Source organism: Amycolatopsis sp. NPDC003731 (assembly GCF_053586895.1).
Window position 1 is genome coordinate 21,846 of the sequence record NZ_JBSFNC010000021.1, and the last position, 19,144, is coordinate 40,989.

The 19,144-nt window shown below is 71.7% G+C and carries 16 protein-coding genes; 4 read left to right on the forward strand and 12 right to left on the reverse strand.

What is annotated here, in order from left to right; all coding sequences use genetic code 11:
• The first annotated feature begins 8 nt into the window (after nucleotides 1-8).
• Both ACWDN5_RS11635 and ACWDN5_RS11640 read left to right on the forward strand, forming a co-directional pair.
• Nucleotides 9-332, forward strand: coding sequence for an ArsR/SmtB family transcription factor (locus ACWDN5_RS11635; protein ID WP_103340579.1), 324 nt, complete (start codon nucleotides 9-11; stop codon nucleotides 330-332).
• Complete coding sequence (locus tag ACWDN5_RS11640; RefSeq protein WP_310970705.1) at nucleotides 329-838, forward strand: SRPBCC domain-containing protein; 510 nt, start codon at nucleotides 329-331, stop codon at nucleotides 836-838. The genes ACWDN5_RS11635 and ACWDN5_RS11640 overlap by 4 nt, the downstream gene beginning before the upstream one ends.
• 55 nt (nucleotides 839-893) lie before the next feature.
• Here ACWDN5_RS11640 and ACWDN5_RS11645 read toward each other — a convergent pair whose 3' ends face one another.
• The 11 genes from ACWDN5_RS11645 to ACWDN5_RS11695 all read right to left on the reverse strand — a co-directional run bounded on the left by ACWDN5_RS11645 (nucleotide 894) and on the right by ACWDN5_RS11695 (nucleotide 15,446).
• Nucleotides 894-1,898, reverse strand: a complete 1,005-nt coding sequence (locus ACWDN5_RS11645) for an N-acetylglucosamine kinase (RefSeq protein ID WP_449676169.1) — start codon at nucleotides 1,896-1,898, stop codon at nucleotides 894-896.
• Nucleotides 1,895-3,160: a 6-phospho-beta-glucosidase gene (locus ACWDN5_RS11650; RefSeq protein WP_449676171.1), complete on the reverse strand. Its 1,266-nt coding sequence runs from the start codon at nucleotides 3,158-3,160 to the stop codon at nucleotides 1,895-1,897. Before ACWDN5_RS11650 ends, ACWDN5_RS11645 begins: the two co-directional genes overlap by 4 nt.
• Nucleotides 3,157-4,050 (reverse strand): carbohydrate ABC transporter permease, encoded by an 894-nt coding sequence (locus tag ACWDN5_RS11655; RefSeq protein ID WP_310970709.1) that lies wholly within the window; start codon nucleotides 4,048-4,050, stop codon nucleotides 3,157-3,159. The genes ACWDN5_RS11650 and ACWDN5_RS11655 overlap by 4 nt, the downstream gene beginning before the upstream one ends.
• A complete protein-coding gene (locus ACWDN5_RS11660; RefSeq protein WP_310970710.1) occupies nucleotides 4,047-5,033 on the reverse strand; it encodes a carbohydrate ABC transporter permease in 987 nt (328 codons plus the stop codon). Before ACWDN5_RS11660 ends, ACWDN5_RS11655 begins: the two co-directional genes overlap by 4 nt.
• Complete coding sequence (locus tag ACWDN5_RS11665; RefSeq protein ID WP_310970711.1) at nucleotides 5,030-6,388, reverse strand: extracellular solute-binding protein; 1,359 nt, start codon at nucleotides 6,386-6,388, stop codon at nucleotides 5,030-5,032. The genes ACWDN5_RS11660 and ACWDN5_RS11665 overlap by 4 nt, the downstream gene beginning before the upstream one ends.
• An 11-nt stretch (nucleotides 6,389-6,399) precedes the next feature.
• Nucleotides 6,400-7,611 (reverse strand): ROK family transcriptional regulator, encoded by a 1,212-nt coding sequence (locus ACWDN5_RS11670; protein ID WP_310971358.1) that lies wholly within the window; start codon nucleotides 7,609-7,611, stop codon nucleotides 6,400-6,402.
• A gap of 863 nt (nucleotides 7,612-8,474) precedes the next feature.
• Nucleotides 8,475-9,494 (reverse strand): NAD(+) diphosphatase, encoded by a 1,020-nt coding sequence (gene nudC, locus ACWDN5_RS11675; RefSeq protein WP_449676172.1) that lies wholly within the window; start codon nucleotides 9,492-9,494, stop codon nucleotides 8,475-8,477.
• Complete coding sequence (locus ACWDN5_RS11680) at nucleotides 9,494-10,873, reverse strand: M16 family metallopeptidase (protein WP_449676173.1); 1,380 nt, start codon at nucleotides 10,871-10,873, stop codon at nucleotides 9,494-9,496. The genes nudC and ACWDN5_RS11680 overlap by 1 nt, the downstream gene beginning before the upstream one ends.
• The gene (locus ACWDN5_RS11685; protein WP_310970717.1) at nucleotides 10,870-12,162 is read right to left on the reverse strand and encodes a M16 family metallopeptidase; all 1,293 of its coding nucleotides are present in this window, start codon (nucleotides 12,160-12,162) and stop codon (nucleotides 10,870-10,872) included. The genes ACWDN5_RS11680 and ACWDN5_RS11685 overlap by 4 nt, the downstream gene beginning before the upstream one ends.
• A 9-nt stretch (nucleotides 12,163-12,171) precedes the next feature.
• Nucleotides 12,172-13,734, reverse strand: a complete 1,563-nt coding sequence (locus ACWDN5_RS11690) for a DUF2207 family protein (RefSeq protein ID WP_449676175.1) — start codon at nucleotides 13,732-13,734, stop codon at nucleotides 12,172-12,174.
• 2 nt (nucleotides 13,735-13,736) lie between these two features.
• Nucleotides 13,737-15,446 (reverse strand): DUF2207 family protein, encoded by a 1,710-nt coding sequence (locus ACWDN5_RS11695; RefSeq protein ID WP_449676207.1) that lies wholly within the window; start codon nucleotides 15,444-15,446, stop codon nucleotides 13,737-13,739.
• A gap of 524 nt (nucleotides 15,447-15,970) precedes the next feature.
• Between ACWDN5_RS11695 and ACWDN5_RS11700 the strand changes: the two genes are divergently transcribed.
• Entirely contained in the window at nucleotides 15,971-17,161 is a 1,191-nt protein-coding gene (locus ACWDN5_RS11700; protein ID WP_449676176.1) for a neutral zinc metallopeptidase, read from the forward strand.
• A 6-nt stretch (nucleotides 17,162-17,167) separates the two neighbouring features.
• Here the strand turns inward: ACWDN5_RS11700 and ACWDN5_RS11705 are convergent, their stop codons facing one another.
• The gene (locus tag ACWDN5_RS11705; protein WP_449676177.1) at nucleotides 17,168-18,070 is read right to left on the reverse strand and encodes an RDD family protein; all 903 of its coding nucleotides are present in this window, start codon (nucleotides 18,068-18,070) and stop codon (nucleotides 17,168-17,170) included.
• Nucleotides 18,071-18,104: 34 nt separating this feature from the next.
• On the opposite strand from ACWDN5_RS11705, the gene ACWDN5_RS11710 reads away from it, so the two are divergent.
• The gene (locus tag ACWDN5_RS11710) at nucleotides 18,105-19,112 is read left to right on the forward strand and encodes a stage II sporulation protein M (protein WP_449676178.1); all 1,008 of its coding nucleotides are present in this window, start codon (nucleotides 18,105-18,107) and stop codon (nucleotides 19,110-19,112) included.
• Nucleotides 19,113-19,144: the final 32 nt, after the last annotated feature.

Genomic DNA, 19,144 nt, shown 5'->3' on the forward strand with positions numbered 1-19,144 from the left:
TCGCTGACGTGCCCGACGACGACCTGGTGTTCAAGGCGCTGGCGGATCCGACCCGCCGGTTCCTGCTCGACCTGCTCTTCGAGCGTGACGGCCGCACGCTCACCGAGCTGGAGACCCAGGTGGAGATGACCCGCTTCGGCGTCATGAAGCACCTGAAGCTCCTCGAAGAAGCCGGGCTCGTCGTCGCCAGGAAGGAAGGCCGCGAGAAGCGGCACTTCCTCAACCCCGTCCCGATCCGCCAGATCCACGACCGGTGGATCGACAAGTACACCGAGCGCCGGGTCACCGCGCTCCTCGACCTCAAGAACGAGCTGGAAGGCGAAGAACCATGACGAACACCGTGCAGGTCCACCGCATCTACATCAAGGCGACCCCGGAGCGCATCTGGGAGGCCATCACCAAGCCCGAGTGGACGCAGAAGTACGGCTACACCGGCCTCGCCGACTACGACCTCAAGGCCGGCGGCAAGCACCGCACGCGGCCGACGCAGGAGTTCATCGACGCCGGGTTCACCGGTGACCTCGCCGACGGCGAGGTCGTCGAGGTCGACCCACCGCGCAAGCTCGTCATCACCTGGAAGCTGCTGATGAGCCCCGAGCTCGCCGAAGAGCCCTACACGACCCTCACCTACGACATCGAAGAGACGAAGACCGCGGGCACCCGGCTCACCATCACCCACGACGTCACCGGCGCGCCGAACACGGCCGCCCTGGTCAGCGGGCAGATGGAGGACGTCGACGCCGGGCCGGGCGAGAACGCCGGTGGTGGCTGGGCTTGGGTGCTTTCGGACCTCAAGTCGCTGCTGGAGACCGGCGAGATCCTGGTCCCGGCGCCGTAAGGGGGTCTGGTGGAGCCTGTCCCGCGCCGCTTCGGGACAGGCTCCACCAGAGTCTTCAGACGCGCTGGGTCGCCGCCTTCAAGGCCGCCTTCGCGGCCTCGGGCGCTCCCAGCGTGTCGAGTCCGAACAAGGCCGCGCCCACCACGGGGTTGACGTCGACGACGCGGACCACCGCGCGCGGCGCCACCTTCAGGCACCGCTTCTCGATCTCCGCGATCACCGGCGTGCCGACCCCGGTCAGGACGCCGCCGCCGAGGACGATCTCCGGGGCGTCCTCGGTCAGGTCCAGCTCGCGGAGGATCACCGCCGCGAACACGCTGACCTCCTCGACGAACCGCGTCACGATGTCCTGCGCGACCTCGTCCCCCGCCGCCGCGACTTCGAACAGCAGCGGGCACAGGCCGTGGATCGACGCCGGGTCGATCTCCTCGAAGTGCAGGCCCTGCACGACGTCCAGCAGCGTCGGCTTCCCGAAGTACGCCGCCACGGCCGGCCTCAGTGCGGTCCGCGGGCCGCGGCCGTCCTCGGCGCGCACGGCCCACCACAGGGCCTCCTCGCCGAGCCGGTAGCCGCCGCCCCAGTCGCCGGAGATCTTGCCCAGCGCGGGAAAACGGTGCACGCGGCCGTCGGGGCCGACGCCGGCGCCGTTGATCCCGGCACCGCAGACGACCGCGACCCCCACCCCCGCACTGCCCGCCCGGAGCAGTGCGAGGGTGTCGTTGCCGACGGTCAGCGTGTCGCTCCAGCCGCGCGCGGCCAGGGCCGCGTGCAGCACCTCTTCTTCCCGGGGGAAGTCGAGCCCGGCCAGGTACGCCGAGGTGTGGACCGCGGACGGCTTCCCCTCGAACGCGGGATACGCCTCGAGCACCAGTTCTTCCAGCGCCGCCACACAGCCCGCGACGCCGATGTTCTGCGGCGACGCGCCGGGGCCGCGTGAGGACCCCAGCACGACACCGTCTTCCGAGATCACCAGGACTTCGGTCTTGCTGTTGCCGCCGTCGATCGCGATAACCGCCGCCGACGCACTCTTCCCCGCGGAGGCGGAATCAGACACGCTCATCCGCGCGCCCAGGGCAGGTACTCGCGGTTGATCTGGACCAGCGAATCGGCGAGCGTGTCGGCCTTCGAGTACTGCCCGACCAGCGGGTGCGCCAGGAGCGCGTCGGCCACGCGGTCGCGGCCGCCCTTCAAAGCCGCCTCCAGCGCCAGGAACTCGTACGCCGTCGTCGCCGAGATCAGGCCCGAGTACTGGGGCTCCACCGGCGGCTGCGGAATCGGCGCGGCACCGGAGGAGTCCACTGTGGAGCGCGCTTCGATGACGGCGTCGTCCGGCAGGAACGGGAAGGTGCCCTCGTTGCGGACGTTCACCACGTGCTCCTCGGCCGGACCGCCCGCGGTCAGCGCGTGCACCAGCTGGACGGCGGCCTCCGAGTAGTACGCGCCGCCGCGCTTTTCGAGGGACTCCGGCTTGGTGTTCTGCTCCGGGTCCAGGTAGATCTTCAGCAGTTCTTCCTCGACGTCGGAGACGACGTCCGCGCGCGGGCGTTCGGTGCGCTGCTTGGTGACCTGCTCGTCGTGCGCGTAGAAGTACTTCAGGTAGTACGACGGCACGACGTTCAGCCGCCGCAGCCACATCTGGGGCACGCTGACCTCGGTGGACAGGTAGTCCAGGTGGTGCTCCAGCAGCTCGGGCAGCCGGTCGACGCCGTCGACCAGCGCGCCGCGCTCCCAGCTCAGGTGATTGAGGCCGGTGTGGACGAGCTTGACGTCGTCCGCGCCGACACCCAGGAGCCGGCCGAACTGCCGCTGCAGGTTGATCGCGACGTTGCACAGCCCGACCGCGCGGTGACCCTCGTTGAGCAGGGCGCGGGTGACGATGCCGACCGGGTTGGTGAAGTTGACGATCCACGTGTCGTCGCCGGCGACCTTGCGGACGCGGTCGGCGATGTCCAGCACCACCGGCACCGTGCGCAGCGCCTTGGCCAGCCCGCCCGCGCCGGTCGTCTCCTGGCCGACGCAGCCGCAGGCGTGCGGGAACGTCTCGTCCGAGCGCCGTGCCCGCTGCCCGCCGACGCGCAGCTGGATCAGCACGGCGGAAGCGCCGTCGACACCCTCTTCGAGCGACTGCGTGGTCCGCACCTGCGCCGGGTGCCCGGCGTGGTCGAGCAGGCGCTGGCTGAACCCGCCGACGGCCTCGACGCGGTAGGCGTCCGGGTCGACCAGCACGATCTCGTCGACGTCCAAAGTGGACCGGCGGCCGGCGATCCCGTCGATCAGCTCCGGCGTGTAGGTGGACCCGCCACCGACGACTGCCAGCTTCATCCCTTGACCCCCGTGAATGTGATGCCCTTGACGAACGACTTCTGCGCGAAGATGAACAGCACGATCACCGGCGCCATGATCAGCGCGGTGGCCGCCATCGTCATGTTCCACTCGACGTGGTGCATGCCGCGGAAGGACGCGATGGCCAGCGAAAGCGGCCAGTGGTCCTGGTTCTCGCCGGTGTAGAGCAGCGGCCCGAAGTAGTCGTTCCAGGTGAACAGGAAGCAGAACATGGCGGTGGCCGCGATCCCGGGCTTGGCCATCGGGATGAGCACGCGGTACATCGCCTGGAACTCGTTGCAGCCGTCGATCTTCGCCGCTTCGAGGTAGTCCTTCGGAATGGTGAGGAAGAACTGCCGGAGCAGGAAGATCGAGAAGGCGTCGAAGAAGAAGTACGGCACGATCAGCGGGACCAGCGTGCCGGTGAGGCCCATGCGCACCCACAGGTCGTACAGCGGCACCACGGTGACCTGCGGCGGCAGCAGCATCGCCGCCACGGTCAGCATGAAGAACAGGTTCTGCCCGCGCCACTTGAGCTTCGCCAGCGCGTAGGCCGCCGGAATCGCCGAAAGCAGCGCACCCGCCGTGGCCAGCGCCGAATACAGCAGGCTGTTGCCGAAGTATTCGAGCAGCGGCGCCTTCTGGAACACCTTGACGAAGTTCTCGAAGTGCCATTCGCTCGGCCACAGGCTCGCCGTCATCGCCTGGTCGCTCTTCATCACCGCGGTGAGGAAGACGAACAGCAGCGGCAGCATGAAGATCACGCCGAGCGCGATCCCGACCGCGTGGGTGGCGATGAAGCCCAGCCGCTTGTCCCAGGTGCGCTTGAACCGCACGCGCGGCGGCACGGACACCGGCGGCTTGCGCGCGGTGTCGGACAGCGTGATCATGCCCCCTCCTCCTGGTGCTGGGACTTCCGCAGCTGCCGCACGAGGATCCAGGTGAACCCGGAGCTCACGATGAACAGCAGCACCGCCATCGCCGCCGCGTAACCCATGTTGAAGTAGCGGAAACCCTGGACGTACAGCCAGATCGGGTAGGTCAGCGTCGAGTTCTGCGGTGCCCCGATGAGCTTCGAGTTGCCGGCGACGTCCGCGGTACCCGCGCTCGCCGAGGCCGCCACGATCGCCTGGGTGAAGAACTGCAGCGCGTAGATGATCGAGTTGACCACGCCGAACAGCAGCACGGGCGAGATCGACGGCAGCGTGACGTGCCAGAACCGGCGGATCGGGCCGGCGCCGTCGAGCTCCGCGGCTTCGTACTGCTCGGTCGGGACGTCCAGCAGCGCGGCCAGGATGATGATCATCAGCTCGCCGGAGCCCCAGAGCGCCAGCAGCGTCAGCGCGGGCTTCGACATCTCCGGGCTGTTGAACCAGAGCCCGCCGTCGATGCCGACGAGCCGCAGGAACCGGTTGACCGGGCCGAACTCCGGGTTGAACACGAAGACGAACGCCAGCGTCGCCGCCGCCGGCGGGGCGAGGGTCGGCAGGTAGCACAGGGTGCGGACCAGCCCGACGCCCGACTTGAGCCGCGAAATCACCGACGCGATGCCGAGGGAGAACACCACCCGGCAGACCGTCAGGACGACCACCAGCCACAGCGTGTTGTACGCGGCCGTGCCCACCAGGGGCTCGGTGGTGAACATCCGGATGTAGTTGTCGAAGCCGATGAACTGCGGCGGGTTGATCAGGTCGTAGCGGGTGAAGGAGTAGTAGACCGTGGCGATCAGCGGGTAGCCGAAGAAGATCAGGAACCCGAGGAACGCCGGGGCCATGAAGAACAGGACGGTCCGGCGGCGCTTGGCCCGGCGGGCCCCCGCCCGCACCTTCGCAGGTGCGGACGGGGAAGCCTTTTCCGCGAGGGTGGAGGTCATCCGCCCGCGCCCTTCTGCTTCAGCTCGTCGTCGATCTGGGCGTCGACCTTCGCCAGGCCCGCGGTCAGGTCGGGCACCGAGCCGGCCTGCCACTTCTCGGCGAAGTCGTTGACCGCCTTGAGGTGCGCGTCGCCGATCGGGGTGGTCTGGTTGGCGACCAGCTTGCCGCTGTCGTAGATGTCGAGGAACGTCTTGAACTGCGGCTGCAGGTCCAGCTTCGGCGAGGTCAGCGACGCCTTGGTGCTGGGCACGTTCTTCAGGCCGTTGGCCATGTCCACCAGGGTGTCGGTGTCCAGGGTGACCTGCTTGATGAGCTCCCACGCGGCGCCGGGGTTCTTGGCGCCCTTGGGGATCGCGATGATCGTGCCGGTGGTGAAGCCGCCGCCGTAGTGGTCGGCCATGCTGTCGAGCACCGGCGCGGGCGCGGTGGCGTAATCGAGCGACGGCGCCTGGTCCTTGAGGAACGCGGTGCGGAACTCGCCGTCGTAGATCATCGCCAGCTTGCCCTTATGGAAGCCGTTGTCGGCGGAGTACTCATCACCGAGGCCGGCCTTGAACTGCTCGACCTTGTCGTGCCCGCCGAGGAAGTCGATCATCTTCTTCTGGAACTCGAACATCGCCTTCCAGCCGGGGTTGCTGGCGAGGTCGGACTTGCCGTCCGGGCCGAGGAACGGCGCGCCGAAGTTCGGCGCCCAGTACTGGGCCTGGTTGGCGTAGAACGGCATCGAGGGCAGGAAGCCGGCGACCTTGATCGAGCCGTCCGGGTTGAACTCGGTGAGCTTCTTGGCGTCCTCGAACCACTCCGTGGTGGTCTTCGGCGGCGAGGTGATGCCCTTCGCCGCGAACATGGCCTTGTTGTAGTAGAGCCCGTAGACGTCGGCGAGCATCGGCATCGCGCACCGCTTGCCCTGGTACTCGGTGTAGTTGCGGACCGCTTCGGGGATTTGGTTCAGGTCGATCTTGTCGCGGTCGATGTAGGGCTTGAGGTCCTGGAAGCTGCCGGTGGAGCACCAGGCGCCGAGGTTGTCGGTGTAGAAGGAGATGGCGACGTCGGGTGGGTTGCCGCCGCGGATCGACTGGGTGAGCTTGTCGTCGTCCTGGTTGCCTTCGTGCTTGATCTCGATGTTCGGGAACTTCGCCTTGAGCTTGTTCAGGCCGGCCGTGACCACGCCGTACTCGCGGTCGGTGAACTTGGAGTACACGGTGAGCGTGAGCTTGTCGTCCTTGCCGGGCGCGGCGGCCGTGTCACCTCCGCTCGGGGCGGCGGCGCCGGAACAGGCGCTGGTCAGCAGGACGGACGCCGCGGCGGCGGCCACCAGCAGGGCGCCACGGCGGGTCCGGGTGGTCGGGGGCATGGCCCTCCTCCTCATCGGTTGGGGCTGGTCGGTCGGGGACGGGTGCTGTCGCCCTCGGGCCGGCGCGACCCGAGGAGCGTGGGGGTGACGACGCCGAAGACGTCCTCACGGGTGGTGGCGAGCGCCGATTGGAGGGCGCCCGCGCGAACGGCGTTGCCCTGCACGGAAGCGCAGCCGACGGGCGTGCGCGGCAGGACGAGTTCGTGCAGCTTGTCCTGTACGAGCGCGGCGAACTCCTCGCCGCCGGCCCGGCTGGTGTCGCCGCAGAGGAGGACGAGCTGCGGATCGGCGACGGCGACGAGGTTGGCGACGCCACCGGCGACCCTCCTGGCGAGATCGTGCCGGAAGGGGTGGTCCGGTCCGGTCTTCGCGACGGCGTCCCAGGCGGTGTCGGCCGGGATGCCGTGGGCGGCGGCGAGCCGGCAGATGGCGGGCGAGTCGACCAGGTTGCCGAACCGGGCGCCGGCCGCGGGCCAGACGTCGCCGGTGTCCACGGTGGCCGGATCGGGCACCCGCATCCAGTCGATCTCGCCGCCCCCGCCGGTGGCTCCGCGCAGCAGCCGCCGTCCGATGACGACGGCACCGCCGACGCCTTCGGACAGCCAGACCATGACGAAGTCGTCGACGTCCTGCGCCATCCCGACGGTCATCTCCTCGACGGCGACCAGGTTGACGTCGTTCTCGATGAGGACGTCGACGCCGAGTTCGTCGCTGAGTTTCTGCGGGACGTCGAAGCCGAGCCAGCCGGGGATGTGCGGCGCGGAGGAGAGCAGGCCGGTCCGCGGATCGAACGCCCCCTGCGCGCCGATCACCACGTGGGCCAGGTCTTCGCGCTTGATCCCGGCTGCTTCGGCGACCTTCTGGAGGGCCTCGCCGAAGGTCCCGACGACGTCGGCGCCCGCGTGCACGGGCAGCGGCGTCCGGTGTTCGGCGAGCACGATCCCGGCGACATCGGCGACGACGAAGTCGGCAACGTGCGGCGTCAGATCGACGGCGGCGACGAAGGCGAGGCCCCCGTTGGCCGCCCAGAGCTGGGCGCGAGGCCCCCGGCCGCCGCCCCGCACACCGGCTTTGGTGACGAGGTTGTCCTGCTCGAGCCGGGTGAGCAGCTGGGCGGTGGCGGGTTTGGAAAGCCCGATGGCGAGCTCGAGTTCGGCCCGCGTGAGCGGCCCCTCCCGCAGGAGGACCTCGATGGCGGCGCGATCGTTGATCTCGCGCAGCATCCGCGGGCTACCGGCTCGCACTCGTTCCTCCGGACTTAATTAGGATACTTTACAGACGGTTTCCGGGGACTGTAGTGAGCCGGGGCACAGCCGTCAACGGTCTCGCGAAACGGGGAGATAACGCTTGAGGGCGCGTTGGGCCAGGTGGCCGGTGTACCGGTGAACGAGTTGCGCTGGTCGCGGTGGGTTCGGTAAGCGGATTTCGACTTGCGGCGGCGGGGAGGCTGGTCGTTGTGGACATCGTGCGGACCACCTGGACCAAGCGGTCCAGGGGTGGCCCGGGGGCGGCTGCGCGGAACCGGGTACCAATCGCGTTCCCGCTGCTCCGCCACCTCCGGTGAAGGTTCCCGGCACTACCGACCTCGATCCTCCGGGACGGCATCGACGGTCTACGAGTAGCGAGAGAAGGATTCAAGGGTGTCCGAAGAAAACCGGCTCTGCCGGCGCTGCGGCTACCCGGTGCGGCTGAACCGGGACGACTACGAGACGTTCGAGCGGATGCACTTCGTGTGCTTCCACTACGAGTTCGAACACCGCTCGGGGGTGCCCGACAACGACCCCGACGTCGCCTGTGGCCTGCTGCACTGCCCGTCAGCCCCGGCCGCTCGGCACGAGGACGAACTGGTGGCCGTCGTGACGGCGTTGGCCGCGGACTGCTCGGAGGGAGTGCCGGCCTTCTGGGCCAACGACACGCTGCCCCGGTACCTGGAAGCGCTGGCGGCGTGGCTGACCGACCGCGGCGGCGACTACCCGATCGAGGACACCTGGAGCGGCTGGGAGGTCGCCGCGAAGCCATGCGGGCCGCGACGAGCTACGAGCGGTGAACCTGCTGAAGGCCGGCACCGGCCCTCAGCAGGTCGGGCCTACTCCTCCGCGTCCGCCCAGGCTTTGAGCATCACGCGGGCGATCGACGAGTTCCCCGGCAGGATGATCTCCGCCGCCCCACCGGCGATCGGCGTGGGGCGAGAACCCGCGCCCCGGTCGGCGCTGTTCTCGAACGCCTCCCGCACCTCGGCCCGCGAGACCCACAGTGCCTCTTCGATCTCCCCGTCCGCCGGCACCAACGGCAGCGAGCGGTCCGCCCGGGCCGTGAACCCCAGCATGATCGACCTCGGGAACGGCCACGGCTGGCTGCCCAGGTACCGCACGTCGGACACCGAAGCGCCCACCTCTTCGCGGATCTCCCGGACCACGCACGCCTCCAGGGACTCCCCCGCCTCGACGAACCCCGCCAAGACCGAGTACCGCCCCGCCGGCCAGATCGGCTGACGCGCCAGCAGCACGTGGGAGCCGTTCACGCCCTCCGACGAGTGGACCAGGCAGATCACCGCCGGGTCCGTGCGGGGGTACTCCTCGCGGCCGCACCCGGTGCACTTGCTCGCCCAGCCGAACTGGATCAGCTCCGTCGGGCTGCCGCACCGCGTGCAGAACCGCGCCTGGCGCCGCCAGAAGCGCAACGCCTGGGCCGTCGTGAAGAGCCCTGCCGACGTGTCGTCCAGGAGGTCGCCGTAGCCGCGCAGCTCGACCCAGACTTCGCCGTCCGCGCGCGGGACCTCCTCCACGAAACCCCAGCTGCCCGCCATCTTCACCGTGTCGGCCGCGCCCGACGGGCCGCCCGGGAGCGACCAATAGTCGACGTCCTGCCACTCGCCGAGGAACACCGCGTCCTCCGGCGGCGAAGCACCGAAGTCGATCGCCTTGCGGAACGCCAGCGTCGACGCCCCTTCGGCCACCGGGGTGCGCCCGGCGTCGTCCAGGAGGACGACCCGGGCGTCCGGCCAGCGCGACGCGAGCCGTGCGGGGTTGGTGCGCAAGCCTTCCTGGCGGTCCACTGTGGACCGGGACAGGGTCGGCAGGTCCCCCAGGGTGAACGGGACCGACATCAGGCCGGCTCGCCCACGACGACGTCGCCGAGCGCCAGGAGCTTGCGCTCCAGCACCGCCGCGTCGCCGACCACCACGCCCGTGAACCGCTTGGGCGCGAAGTACTTCAGCGCCGCTTCGGCGACCTCGTCCGCGGTCACCGCCGCCACCCGCGCCGGGTGCTCGTTCAGCCACTCCAGGCCCAGCCCGGTCGACGCCAGCGCCAGCACCTGCCCGGCCAGCCCGGCCTGCGAGGACGTCGAGGTCAGCAGCGAGCCGATCGCGTACTGCCGCACCGACTCCAGCTCGTCGCCCGACGGCGGGACCTGGCCGAGGCGACCCAGCTCGTAGCGGGTCTCCAGCAGCGCCGGGGCCGTCGCGTCGGTCGCCGTGTCCGCGTCGACGTTCACCACCGCCGTGCCGTCGGTGAATTCGAAGCCGGAGTGCGCGGAGTACGTGTACCCCTTGTTCTCGCGGATGTTCTCCACCAGCCGCGACGAGAAGTACCCGCCGTAGGCCAGGTTCGCCAGCTGCAGCGCCGCGTAACCCGGGTCCGTGCGCGGGATCGTCTGCGCCGAGAGCCGGATCTGTGACTGCACCGCACCCGCGCGCGGCACCAGCAGCACGCTCGGCCCGGTCAGGTCCGGCAGCGGCGGCAGCCGGACGGCGGAGCGGTCGGACGCCCAGCCGCCGAGCACCTTCTCCAGCTCGCCGACGACACCGGCCGGGTCGAGGTCGCCGACCAGCACCATCACCGAACCCCGCGGCAGCACCGACGCCTGGTGCAGCGCCCGCACCTGCTCCGGCGTCACGACCGCGACGTCTTCGGCGCGCGGGACCTCGCGCGTGGCCGGGTGGTCGCCGTAGCGGTGCTTCTGCAGCGCCTCCCGAGCGATCGTGCGCGGCTGTGTGCGCGAGACGGCGATCCGCTCGACCAGCCGCTCCTTCTCGCGCGCGATCTCCTCGTCGGCGTACGTCGCCCCGGTGAGGACGTCGCCGAGGACGTCGAGGAACGTCGGCAGCTTGTCGGCCAGCGCGGACCCGGTGAGCACCAGGCGCTCCGGGTCGACACCCGCGCCGATGTCGCCGCCGATCAGCGCCAGCTCGGCGTCGATTTCGATGCGGTTGCGGCGGGCCGTGCCGGTCAGGATCGTCTCGGCGAGCACCTCGGCCGTCGCCGGGTGCAGCGCGTCGTCGCCCGCGAACGGGATCCACAGCCGGGCCTCGATCATCGGCACGGTCGCCTTGCGGACGGCCACCACGCGCAGGCCGTTCGCCAGCGTCGTGTCCACATGAGACAGGTCGGCGGCGGCCCGCTGCTCGCCGAGCGGCGGCAGCGGCCGCGGCCCCCGCGCGGTGCGGCCGATCTCCTCCGCGCTGCGGTGCGTTGCTGAAGTCACTGCTCGTTGTTCCCTTCCGAAGCGGGCTTGACCACCAGCACGGCGCGCGCGTCCGGGCGCAGCGCCTTCGCCGCCGCCGACACGGCCTCCGCGGTGACGGCGGACATCCGGTCCGCGAGCCGGTACACCAGCGACGCGTCGCCGTAGAGCAGTTCGAACGAGCCGAGGGCCAGGGTCCGCGACACCAGCCTGTCGTGCTCGGAGTGCAGGCTCGCCGTCCAGCGGGCGGTGACCTTGCGCAGCTCTTCCTCGCTCGGCGGGGTCTCGGCGAGCTTCTCCAGCTCGTCGTCCAGCGCGGCGAGCACGCGCTCGCGGGGCACCTCGTGCGGGTGGATCAGGGTGATGGTGAACGTGTCCGGGTCGCGGGCCTCGAACGGGCCGAACAGCCCGGCGCCGGCCCCGATGTCGACGACCAGGGGCTCCTTGTGCACCAGCCGCTGCTGCAGGCGGGAGCCGTCGCCGTCGGTGAGCACGCCGGCCAGCACGAGGTAGGCCAGGTAGCTGTCGACGTCGTTGATCGGGTCCGGCATCCGGTAGCCGATGCCGAGCGCGGGCAGCGGGGCGTGCGCGTCTTCGACCTCGCCGCGCAACTCGGTGGTCGGCAGCGGCTCGGCGAACGACGGCCGCTGCGGCGCCGGCCGGTGCGGGACGTCGCCGAAGTGGTCCTCGATCAGCTTCTTGGCGGTGTCCACCTCGAAGTCGCCCGCCACGGTCAGCACGGCGTTCGCCGGCGAGTAGTAGGTGTCGAAGAAGGCCGCGCAGTCGTCGACCGTGGCGCTTTCGAGGTCCTCGAAGCCGCCGTAGCCGTTGTGCGCGTTGGGGAACGTCGAGTACAGCACCGGCGGCAGGGTGATCCACGGGAACCCGCCGTAGGGCCGGTTCAGCACGTTGAGCCGGATCTCCTCCTTGACGACGTCGATCTGGTTCGCCAGGTTCTCCGCGGTCAGCTTGGGCGCGCGCATGCGGTCGGCTTCGAGGAACAGCGCCCGCTCGAGCGCGGCGCTCGGGAGCACCTCGAAGTAGTCGGTGTAGTCCGGGTGGGTGGACCCGTTGAAGGTCCCGCCGCTGGACTGCACGTGCCGGAAGTGCGCGAGTTTCTCCAGGCTCTCGGAGCCCTGGAACATCAGGTGCTCGAAGAGGTGCGCGAAACCGGTGCGCCCCTCCGGCTCGGAGCGGAAACCCACGTCGTAGTGCACGCTGACGCCGACCACCGGCGCGGTCGCGTCGGGGGCGAGAACCACGCGCAGACCGTTGTCGAGGGTGTATCGGACGAGCTCGGGATCGGCCATGGCCCCACCCTACGACGGCGGGGCCGTCGCATGCGTCTCGACTGGCTGCTGAGAACCGGCGGCCCGGCCGGCGTCGGCGAGGAGGTGGGCGCGGTGGGCGGCGGCGAAGGTGCCGGCGAGCGCCGTCGCGAAGGATCCGGCCTGGTCAGGACGGACGTCGCCGGCGTGCCAGTAGACCGGCGGCGGGTGCTTGAGGCCGTCGAACGCGGCCACCCAGGACGCCAGTTCGCCCAGAGCGAGCGCGTACGGCAGGCCGCGGGAGAAGACCAGCTCGCGCTGCGGCTTGTCCAGGTCCTCGACCCGGACGGCGGCGACGCCGCGGAGCCGGCGCGCGACCTCGGCGCCCGCTCGCCGCCGCGCGGGCAGGGCGGCCGAGGCGGCGACGGCGGTGACCCCGGCCAGCGCGAGGAGCACGCCGAGCTGGGCGTAACCGACCGTCAGGGCCAGCAGCACCGTGAGGAACACGCCGTAGCAGACGACCCGGAGGCCGGCCCGGCGAAGCCGCCCCGTCGCCCACCAGCCGCGCCGGACGAGGTCGGCGGCCATCTCGGCGCGCGGGACTTCGACGCGTCGCTGCCGCAGCTCGGCGAGCGTCACCGTCTCTTCCGGCAGGACGGCTTCGAAGACAGCACGTTCGAAGGGCGACAGGTGCTCGTCGGCGGGGTTGCGGCGGCTCAGCCGGGACCCGTCTTCGCTCACCCAGAGGTAGTTGCGGACGGCGAGGTCGAGCACGGTCGCGGCCAGGTCGAGGGGTCCGGCCCGGCCGCGCAGGAGGACCCCGGCGTGGCCCGGCAGCACCCCGGCCGGGGACGCGAACTCGCCGTTCGCGGTGACCAGCTCGGCCTTCGGAGCCGCCCCCTGATCGGCGTCACGGCGGCGCGCGAGGCCCACCAGCAGAGCGGTGACCAGCAGCAAGACCGCGAAGCCCGCCCAGGCCCAGCCGACCGGCGCGGTGAGCACGAACGCGCCGGCGATCGTCTTCGCCGGGACCAGGACCTCGTTCGCCGGAACGGTACCGGCGGGCAGCTCGACGGTCGCCGTCATCCGGTCGCCCGCGGCGAGGTTCTGCTGGCTGAACCGGGTCAGCCCGGCGTGGTCGATCTGCGCGGCCGCGCACGGGAGGTCGCCGGCGAGGCAGTCGACGGCGACCGGGATCTTCGGCGCCGCGAAGGAGGCGCGGAGGAACTTCAGCTCGGTGCTCCAGCCGCCGGCCAGCTCCCAGGTGACCCGGTCGCCGGCGACCGCACCGTCCACTGTGTACCGGACGATCGACGTGCCGGAGGTGAGGTGGACGGTGAAGGCGTCCTCGCCCACGCTCGCCGTCCCGCGGCCTTCCAGCACGACGTCGCGGACGCCGTAGACGCGGTCGCGGTGGTGGGGCGCGGCGACCCGCAGCGGGACCCGGCGATCCATCGTGAGGCCGTCGGGGACCGAGATCGCTTCGACGACCGAGAGCGAGCCGTCGCGCTGGACCTTGAGCTGGATCTCCGCGCTCTGCGGCACGGTGGGCAGGGGCGGCTGGTCCGCGGGGCCGGCGGCCAGTGCGAGCGCGAGGACCGCCCCCGCGAGCACGGTCAGCGGGCCGCGGCGGCGGTGAGGACGCCGTCGAGCGCGGTCAGGAAGGACGGGAAGTGCGCCCCGAACCGGCGCAGGTCGTGCTCGGCCTCCATGCCCCCGTACCAGTACAGCCCGGCGGAGCCGTCGGCCGACGGGTTGAGCGCGGCGAAGGTGCCGAGCCAGCGTTCGGTGTCGCCCAGGACGACCGCGTACGGCAGCGAGCGGGAGAACACCAGCTCGCGGTCGGCGGGCGGGATGTCGTCGGCCCGCGCGGTGTGCAGGTAGTCGAGCAGGCCGCGGACCTGCCCGGCCAGCGCCCGGCCGCGGGCGGTGCGGGACGGCAGCAGCGCGGCCACCGCGACGACGGCGAGCCCGGCCAGGGCCAGGGCGACGCCGAGCAGCGCGTACCCCGCGGTGAAGGTGAGCACCGCGGTGGTGACCAGGCCGAGGGTGAAGATCCCGGCGCCGAGCCAGGTCAGCCGGCCGCGGGCGGTGTCGGGGCGGCGGGAGAACCAGCGCTTGCTGACGACGTCGGCGTACATCGCGTCGCTGATCCGGCGCAGGTCGAGCCCGCCGCGGGCGCGCAGCTGCGACACGAGCACGGTGTCGGTGCCCGGCGGCAGCAGGGTTTCGCAGACGGCGCGTTCGAAGTCGTGGAGGTGCTCGTCCGGCGGGTTGCGGCGGGCGATCTGCCAGTCGGGGCCCGGGACTTCGGCCAGCCACAGGTAGTTGCGGACGGCGAGGTCGACGACGGTGGCGCTGATGTCGACGACGTCGACGGTCTCGTCGACGACCGTGCCGACCTGGCCGGGCAGCACGCCGTCGGGGCTGGCGAAGAAGACGCGGTCGCCGTCGCGCAGGAGCACCTCGACCGGGCCGGTGGCGGTGCGCAGCGCACCCGCGTCCTGCTTGCGGCGCCGCCACACGAAAAGGGCGGCCGCGACGAGGAAGACGAGCAGGACGGCGAAGGCGATTCCGGTCAGCGGCGTCAGCGCGAAGGCGTTGGCCAGCAGGCCGATGGCGGCGAACCGCGCGTTCGCCGGGGCGGTGCCCGCGGGCAGGCCGACGAGCAGGTCGACGCGGTCGCCGGGGCGGACGTCGTCCTGTTCGAGCCGCACGACGCCGGTGTGGTCGAGCTCGGCGAGCGTGCACCGCTGGTTCGAGCCGACCGGGCCGGCGAAACAGTCCACAGGGGACAACCGGGTCGCCGGGGCGACGAGGGACGCGGTGAGCTTGGCGAGCGGGGTGTCGAAGCCGCTGGCGACCTGCCACCGGGCCTGCTGGCGGCCGTTCTGGTCGGCGATGGCGCCGTCGACGGTGTAGGTGACGCCGCTGGTGCCGGCGGGGAAGGTGATGACGAGCTGGTCGCCGGTGAGCTCGGTGGTGGCGCCTTCGGCTTTGACGTCGCGGACGGCGAAGACGCGGTCCTGGTCGTCGCTCGCGGGGACCTTGAGCGGGACGCGCGAGGTGAGGTGCTGTCCACCGGGGACGGTGACGTGTTCGGTGACGGAGAGGGTGCCGTCGCGGAGGACCTTGAGGGCGACGTCGGCGGTGGCCCCTTCGGGCGGCCGGACGTCCTGGCCGCCGAGCAGCTGGGGTTTCTTGGACTGGTCGTCGGGCAGGTTGGGCAGCACGGGCCCGGCCGACGGCCCCTGCGCGGCGGCGGGCCCGGCGGCGGTCACCAGCACGGCCGCGACGGCGATCGCGGCGGCGGCCCCCCATTTCATCGACACAGCACCACACCCTAGAGCACTCGATCTATGCTGACGCCCGGAACGGCGCGATCACCGCAGGTACGCCGCTTCCGACGGGGAAATCGCACGGGGGGTTCCATTCGATGACGCACGGTCCTGGTGCCGGCCCGGGTCCTGGTGCCGGCCCGCACGACCCGCGCCGCCCGCAGCCGCCGGGCCGGCCGCCGCAGCCGCCACCGGGAGCGCGGCCGCTGCCGCCGCCGGGGGTGCGGCCGCTGCCGGGGCAGGGTGGGCCGCCGAATCGCTCCGGACCGCCCGCGCACCAGCCAGGCCCGGGCAGCGCACCCGGCCCTTTCGGGGCGCCCGCACAACAACCCGGCCCCGGTGGTGCACCCGGCCCGTTCGGGGCGCCCGCACAACAACCCGGCCCCGGCAGCGCACCCGGCCCGTTCGGGGCGCCCGCACAACAACCCGGCCCCGGCAGCGCACCCGGCCCTTTCGGACCGCCCGCACAACAACCCGGCCCCGGTGGTGCACCCGGCCCGTTCGGGGCGCCCGTGACGGGTGTCCCGCAGCCGCCGCGCGGTCCGTACGGGCCGCCCACCGGGCCGTTCGGCCACCCCCTCCCGCCGCCCGCGCGGGCTCCGCTGCCACCGCCGGCCGCGGCCGCGGCGCCCGTCTTCGCGCCGGGTTACGCCGCACCTCCCGCATTCGGGCCGCGGTTCGCGCCCGGCTACACCCCTTACGTCGCCAAGAAGTCGAACACCGGGGTCGTCGTCGCCGTCGCCATCTTCGCGATCGTCGCCGTCGCGGGTGGGCTCATCGCCGCCGTCGCGCTGTCCGGGAACCACAAGCGGCACGTCGCCGACGCCGGCTACTCCAGCACCTACCCGACCACCACCGAAGAAACCACCACCGAAGCGACGACCACCGCGACCACGACGTCGGCCGGGGAAACGACGACCGCGCGCACCACCGAACGCCGGACGCCGGCCTCGCAGCCGCCGTCCGGGCCGCGGTCGGTCGCGGCCACCGGGAACAACCCGCTGTTCGGCAGCCCGGACTACGGCCTGCAGAACGTCCCCTGTTCGCTGAGCCGCTGGGCGACCGACCAGAACAGCGTCACGCGCTTCTTCCAGTCCGGCATCGGCTGCCTCGACGCGATGTGGTCGCGCATGCTCGGCGCCGTCGACCTGCCGTTCCGGTCGCCGAACCTGTCGGTGCCGCGGTCGCTGTCGGAATCGTCGACGCCGTGCGGCAGCGGCGGCACCACCACCGGTGTCACGCCGTTCTACTGCTCGGCGAACAACACGATCTACATGCCGATGGACCGCATCGAGCTCGACGTGTGGGGCAACCACCCGGGTCCGTACCTGTCGATCCTGGCCCACGAGTACGGCCACCACGTGCAGAACATGTCCGGCATCACCGAGGCGTTCGCCAACCAGCGCTACGACGCGGGCGCCGACTCCGCGGCCGGCCTGGAACTGTCCCGGCGCATGGAACTCGAGGCGCAGTGCTTCTCGGGGATGTTCCTCGGCTCGGCGTCGGTCTCCGGCGGCTCGGTCGACAAGAACATCTACAACGAAGCCTGGAACGCCCAGGACCGCGGCGACGACTACGCCCGCAACGGCAAACGCGACCACGGCAGCGCGAAGCACAACATCAGCTGGTGGCAGCACGGCGCCACGAAGAACCGCAACCAGCAGTGCAACACGTGGCTCTCCCCCTCGGGGGACGTCTCGTGACGCCGGTCAGCTCGGCGGGGTGAACGGGTTCTCCACCCCCGTCGGCGGCGTCGGCGGATCCGGCTGCACCACGGACGGGACACCGGCCGCCGCCGGGTAGGGCTGCGGCAGCTGTCCCCGCGCCGCCGCGACCTGGGCCTGGTAGGCCTGGAACGCCCGGGCGTGGTCGCGGTTGCGCCGCTCGGCCAGCACCGCCGCCAGGAACGCCCACGGCGGTACCCCGGGCGGCACCGGCGTCCCCAGCGCGTTGCCGACCTGCTGCGCGAGCCCCCAGCCGAGCGCGTGCGACGCCTCCGGGCGCAGCTCGCGGAACCGGGCCAGGAACTGGCGGCTCGCCAGCGCGAGGTCGTCCGGCAGGCGGGTCAGGTCGAGCTGCGACGCCCAGCCCTCGAGGCCCGGCGGCATGCCGATCGCCGCGTACGCCGCGCCTTCCGGGACGCGCTCGCGGACCACCAGCGTCCCGGCGAGGAAGTCGCCGACGCGGCGGCCGTCCGACGAGCACAGCGACACGATCACCGCGACCGCGCCGAACAGGCCGAGCGCCCAGAAGTCGACGACGAAGCCGCCGAGGCCGCGGACGAGCGCGTGCCGGAAGCGGATCGGGCCGCCGTCGACGCGCACCACCCGCAGGCCCACCGCCATCTTGCCCAGGGAACGGCCGCGCGTGAGCGTCTCGGAGATGACCGGGTAGCCGACCATGACCAGCACCACGAAGACCAGCAGCAGCGCCACGAAGAGCGACTCGTCGTCGGCCGGCGTCACGAACGAAAGCACCATGGCCGCCGCCAGCAGCAGGGCCAGCTGCAGGAGGACGTCCAGCGCCATCGCCAGCGCGCGGCTGGCGAGCTTGGCCACGCGCAGGTCCAGGACGACCGCTTCGCCGGTGACCAGCTCCGATTCCTCGTGCACGAGGACCAGCGTATCGACGGATAGGGTGGCCGGTGTGGATGTGGACGTCTTCGTCGCCGCGCACGCGGCGGAGTGGACCCGGCTCGGCGAGCTGACCCGGCGCGGCGGCAAGCTGACCGGGCCGGAAGCCGACGAGCTGGTGACGCTCTACCAGCGGACCGCGACGCACCTGTCGATCGTGCGGTCGGTCGCGCCGGACCCGGCGCTGCTCGGCCGGCTGTCGGACCTGGTCGCCCGCGGCCGGGCGGCGGTCTCCGGGTCGCACAACCCGGCCTGGCGCGAGGTCGCCCGGTTCTTCACCCGCCGGTTCCCGGCCGCGGTCTACCTCTCGCGGCGCTGGTGGATCCCGGCCGCGCTGGTGTCGATCGCGGTGATGGTGGTGATCGCCGTCTGGGTCGCGCGCGACCCGCTCGTGCGCGCGTCCCTGGGCACCCCGGACGAGCTGCGCGAGCTGACCAAGCCCGGCGGCGACGCGGAGACGTACTACTCGACGGGACCGGCGGCGTCCTTCGCGGCGCAGGTCTGGACGAACAACGCGTGGGTGGCGGCGACCTGCCTGTTCCTCGGCGTCGCGCTGGGCCTGCCGGTGATCGGCGCGCTCTGGCTGAACTCGCTGAACGCCGGGATGATCATCGGCGCGATGAGCGCGGCCGGCCGCGGCGACGTGATGATCGGCCTCCTGCTCCCCCACGGCCTCCTGGAGCTGACGGCGGTGTTCGTCGCGGCGGGGACGGGGCTGAAGCTCGGCTGGACGGTGATCGACCCGGGCCGCCGCTCCCGCACGGCGGCGCTCGCCGAGCAGGGCCGGTCGGTGGTGGTGATGGCGCTCGGGCTGACGTGCGTGCTGCTGGTGTCCGGCGTGATCGAGGCGTTCGTGACGCCGTCGGGCTGGCCGACGTGGCTGCGGGTGGGCATCGGCGCGGCGGTGGAGGTGGCCTTCCTGGTCTACGTCTTCACGCTGGGCCGCCGCGCGGCGAAGGACGGCGAGGTCGGCGACCTGGACGCCCGCGACGCCGGGGACGCGCTACCCGAGTCGGCTTGAGTTGTGCGGCAACAGCCGACACGCGTGATTGG

Bases quoted from the DNA above. Each gene is read 5' to 3' on its own strand.
- ACWDN5_RS11695 (WP_449676207.1), bottom strand. From the start codon at position 15,446: ATGAAATGGGGGGCCGCCGCCGCGATCGCCGTCGCGGCCGTGCTGGTG.
- ACWDN5_RS11685 (WP_310970717.1), bottom strand. From the start codon at position 12,162: ATGGCCGATCCCGAGCTCGTCCGATACACCCTCGACAACGGTCTGCGC.
- ACWDN5_RS11670 (WP_310971358.1), bottom strand. From the start codon at position 7,611: ATGCTGCGCGAGATCAACGATCGCGCCGCCATCGAGGTCCTCCTGCGG.
- ACWDN5_RS11640 (WP_310970705.1), top strand. From the start codon at position 329: ATGACGAACACCGTGCAGGTCCACCGCATCTACATCAAGGCGACCCCG.
- ACWDN5_RS11655 (WP_310970709.1), bottom strand. From the start codon at position 4,050: ATGATCACGCTGTCCGACACCGCGCGCAAGCCGCCGGTGTCCGTGCCG.
- nudC (WP_449676172.1), bottom strand. From the start codon at position 9,494: ATGTCGGTCCCGTTCACCCTGGGGGACCTGCCGACCCTGTCCCGGTCC.
- ACWDN5_RS11645 (WP_449676169.1), bottom strand. From the start codon at position 1,898: ATGAGCGTGTCTGATTCCGCCTCCGCGGGGAAGAGTGCGTCGGCGGCG.
- ACWDN5_RS11660 (WP_310970710.1), bottom strand. From the start codon at position 5,033: ATGACCTCCACCCTCGCGGAAAAGGCTTCCCCGTCCGCACCTGCGAAG.
- ACWDN5_RS11665 (WP_310970711.1), bottom strand. From the start codon at position 6,388: ATGCCCCCGACCACCCGGACCCGCCGTGGCGCCCTGCTGGTGGCCGCC.
- ACWDN5_RS11650 (WP_449676171.1), bottom strand. From the start codon at position 3,160: ATGAAGCTGGCAGTCGTCGGTGGCGGGTCCACCTACACGCCGGAGCTG.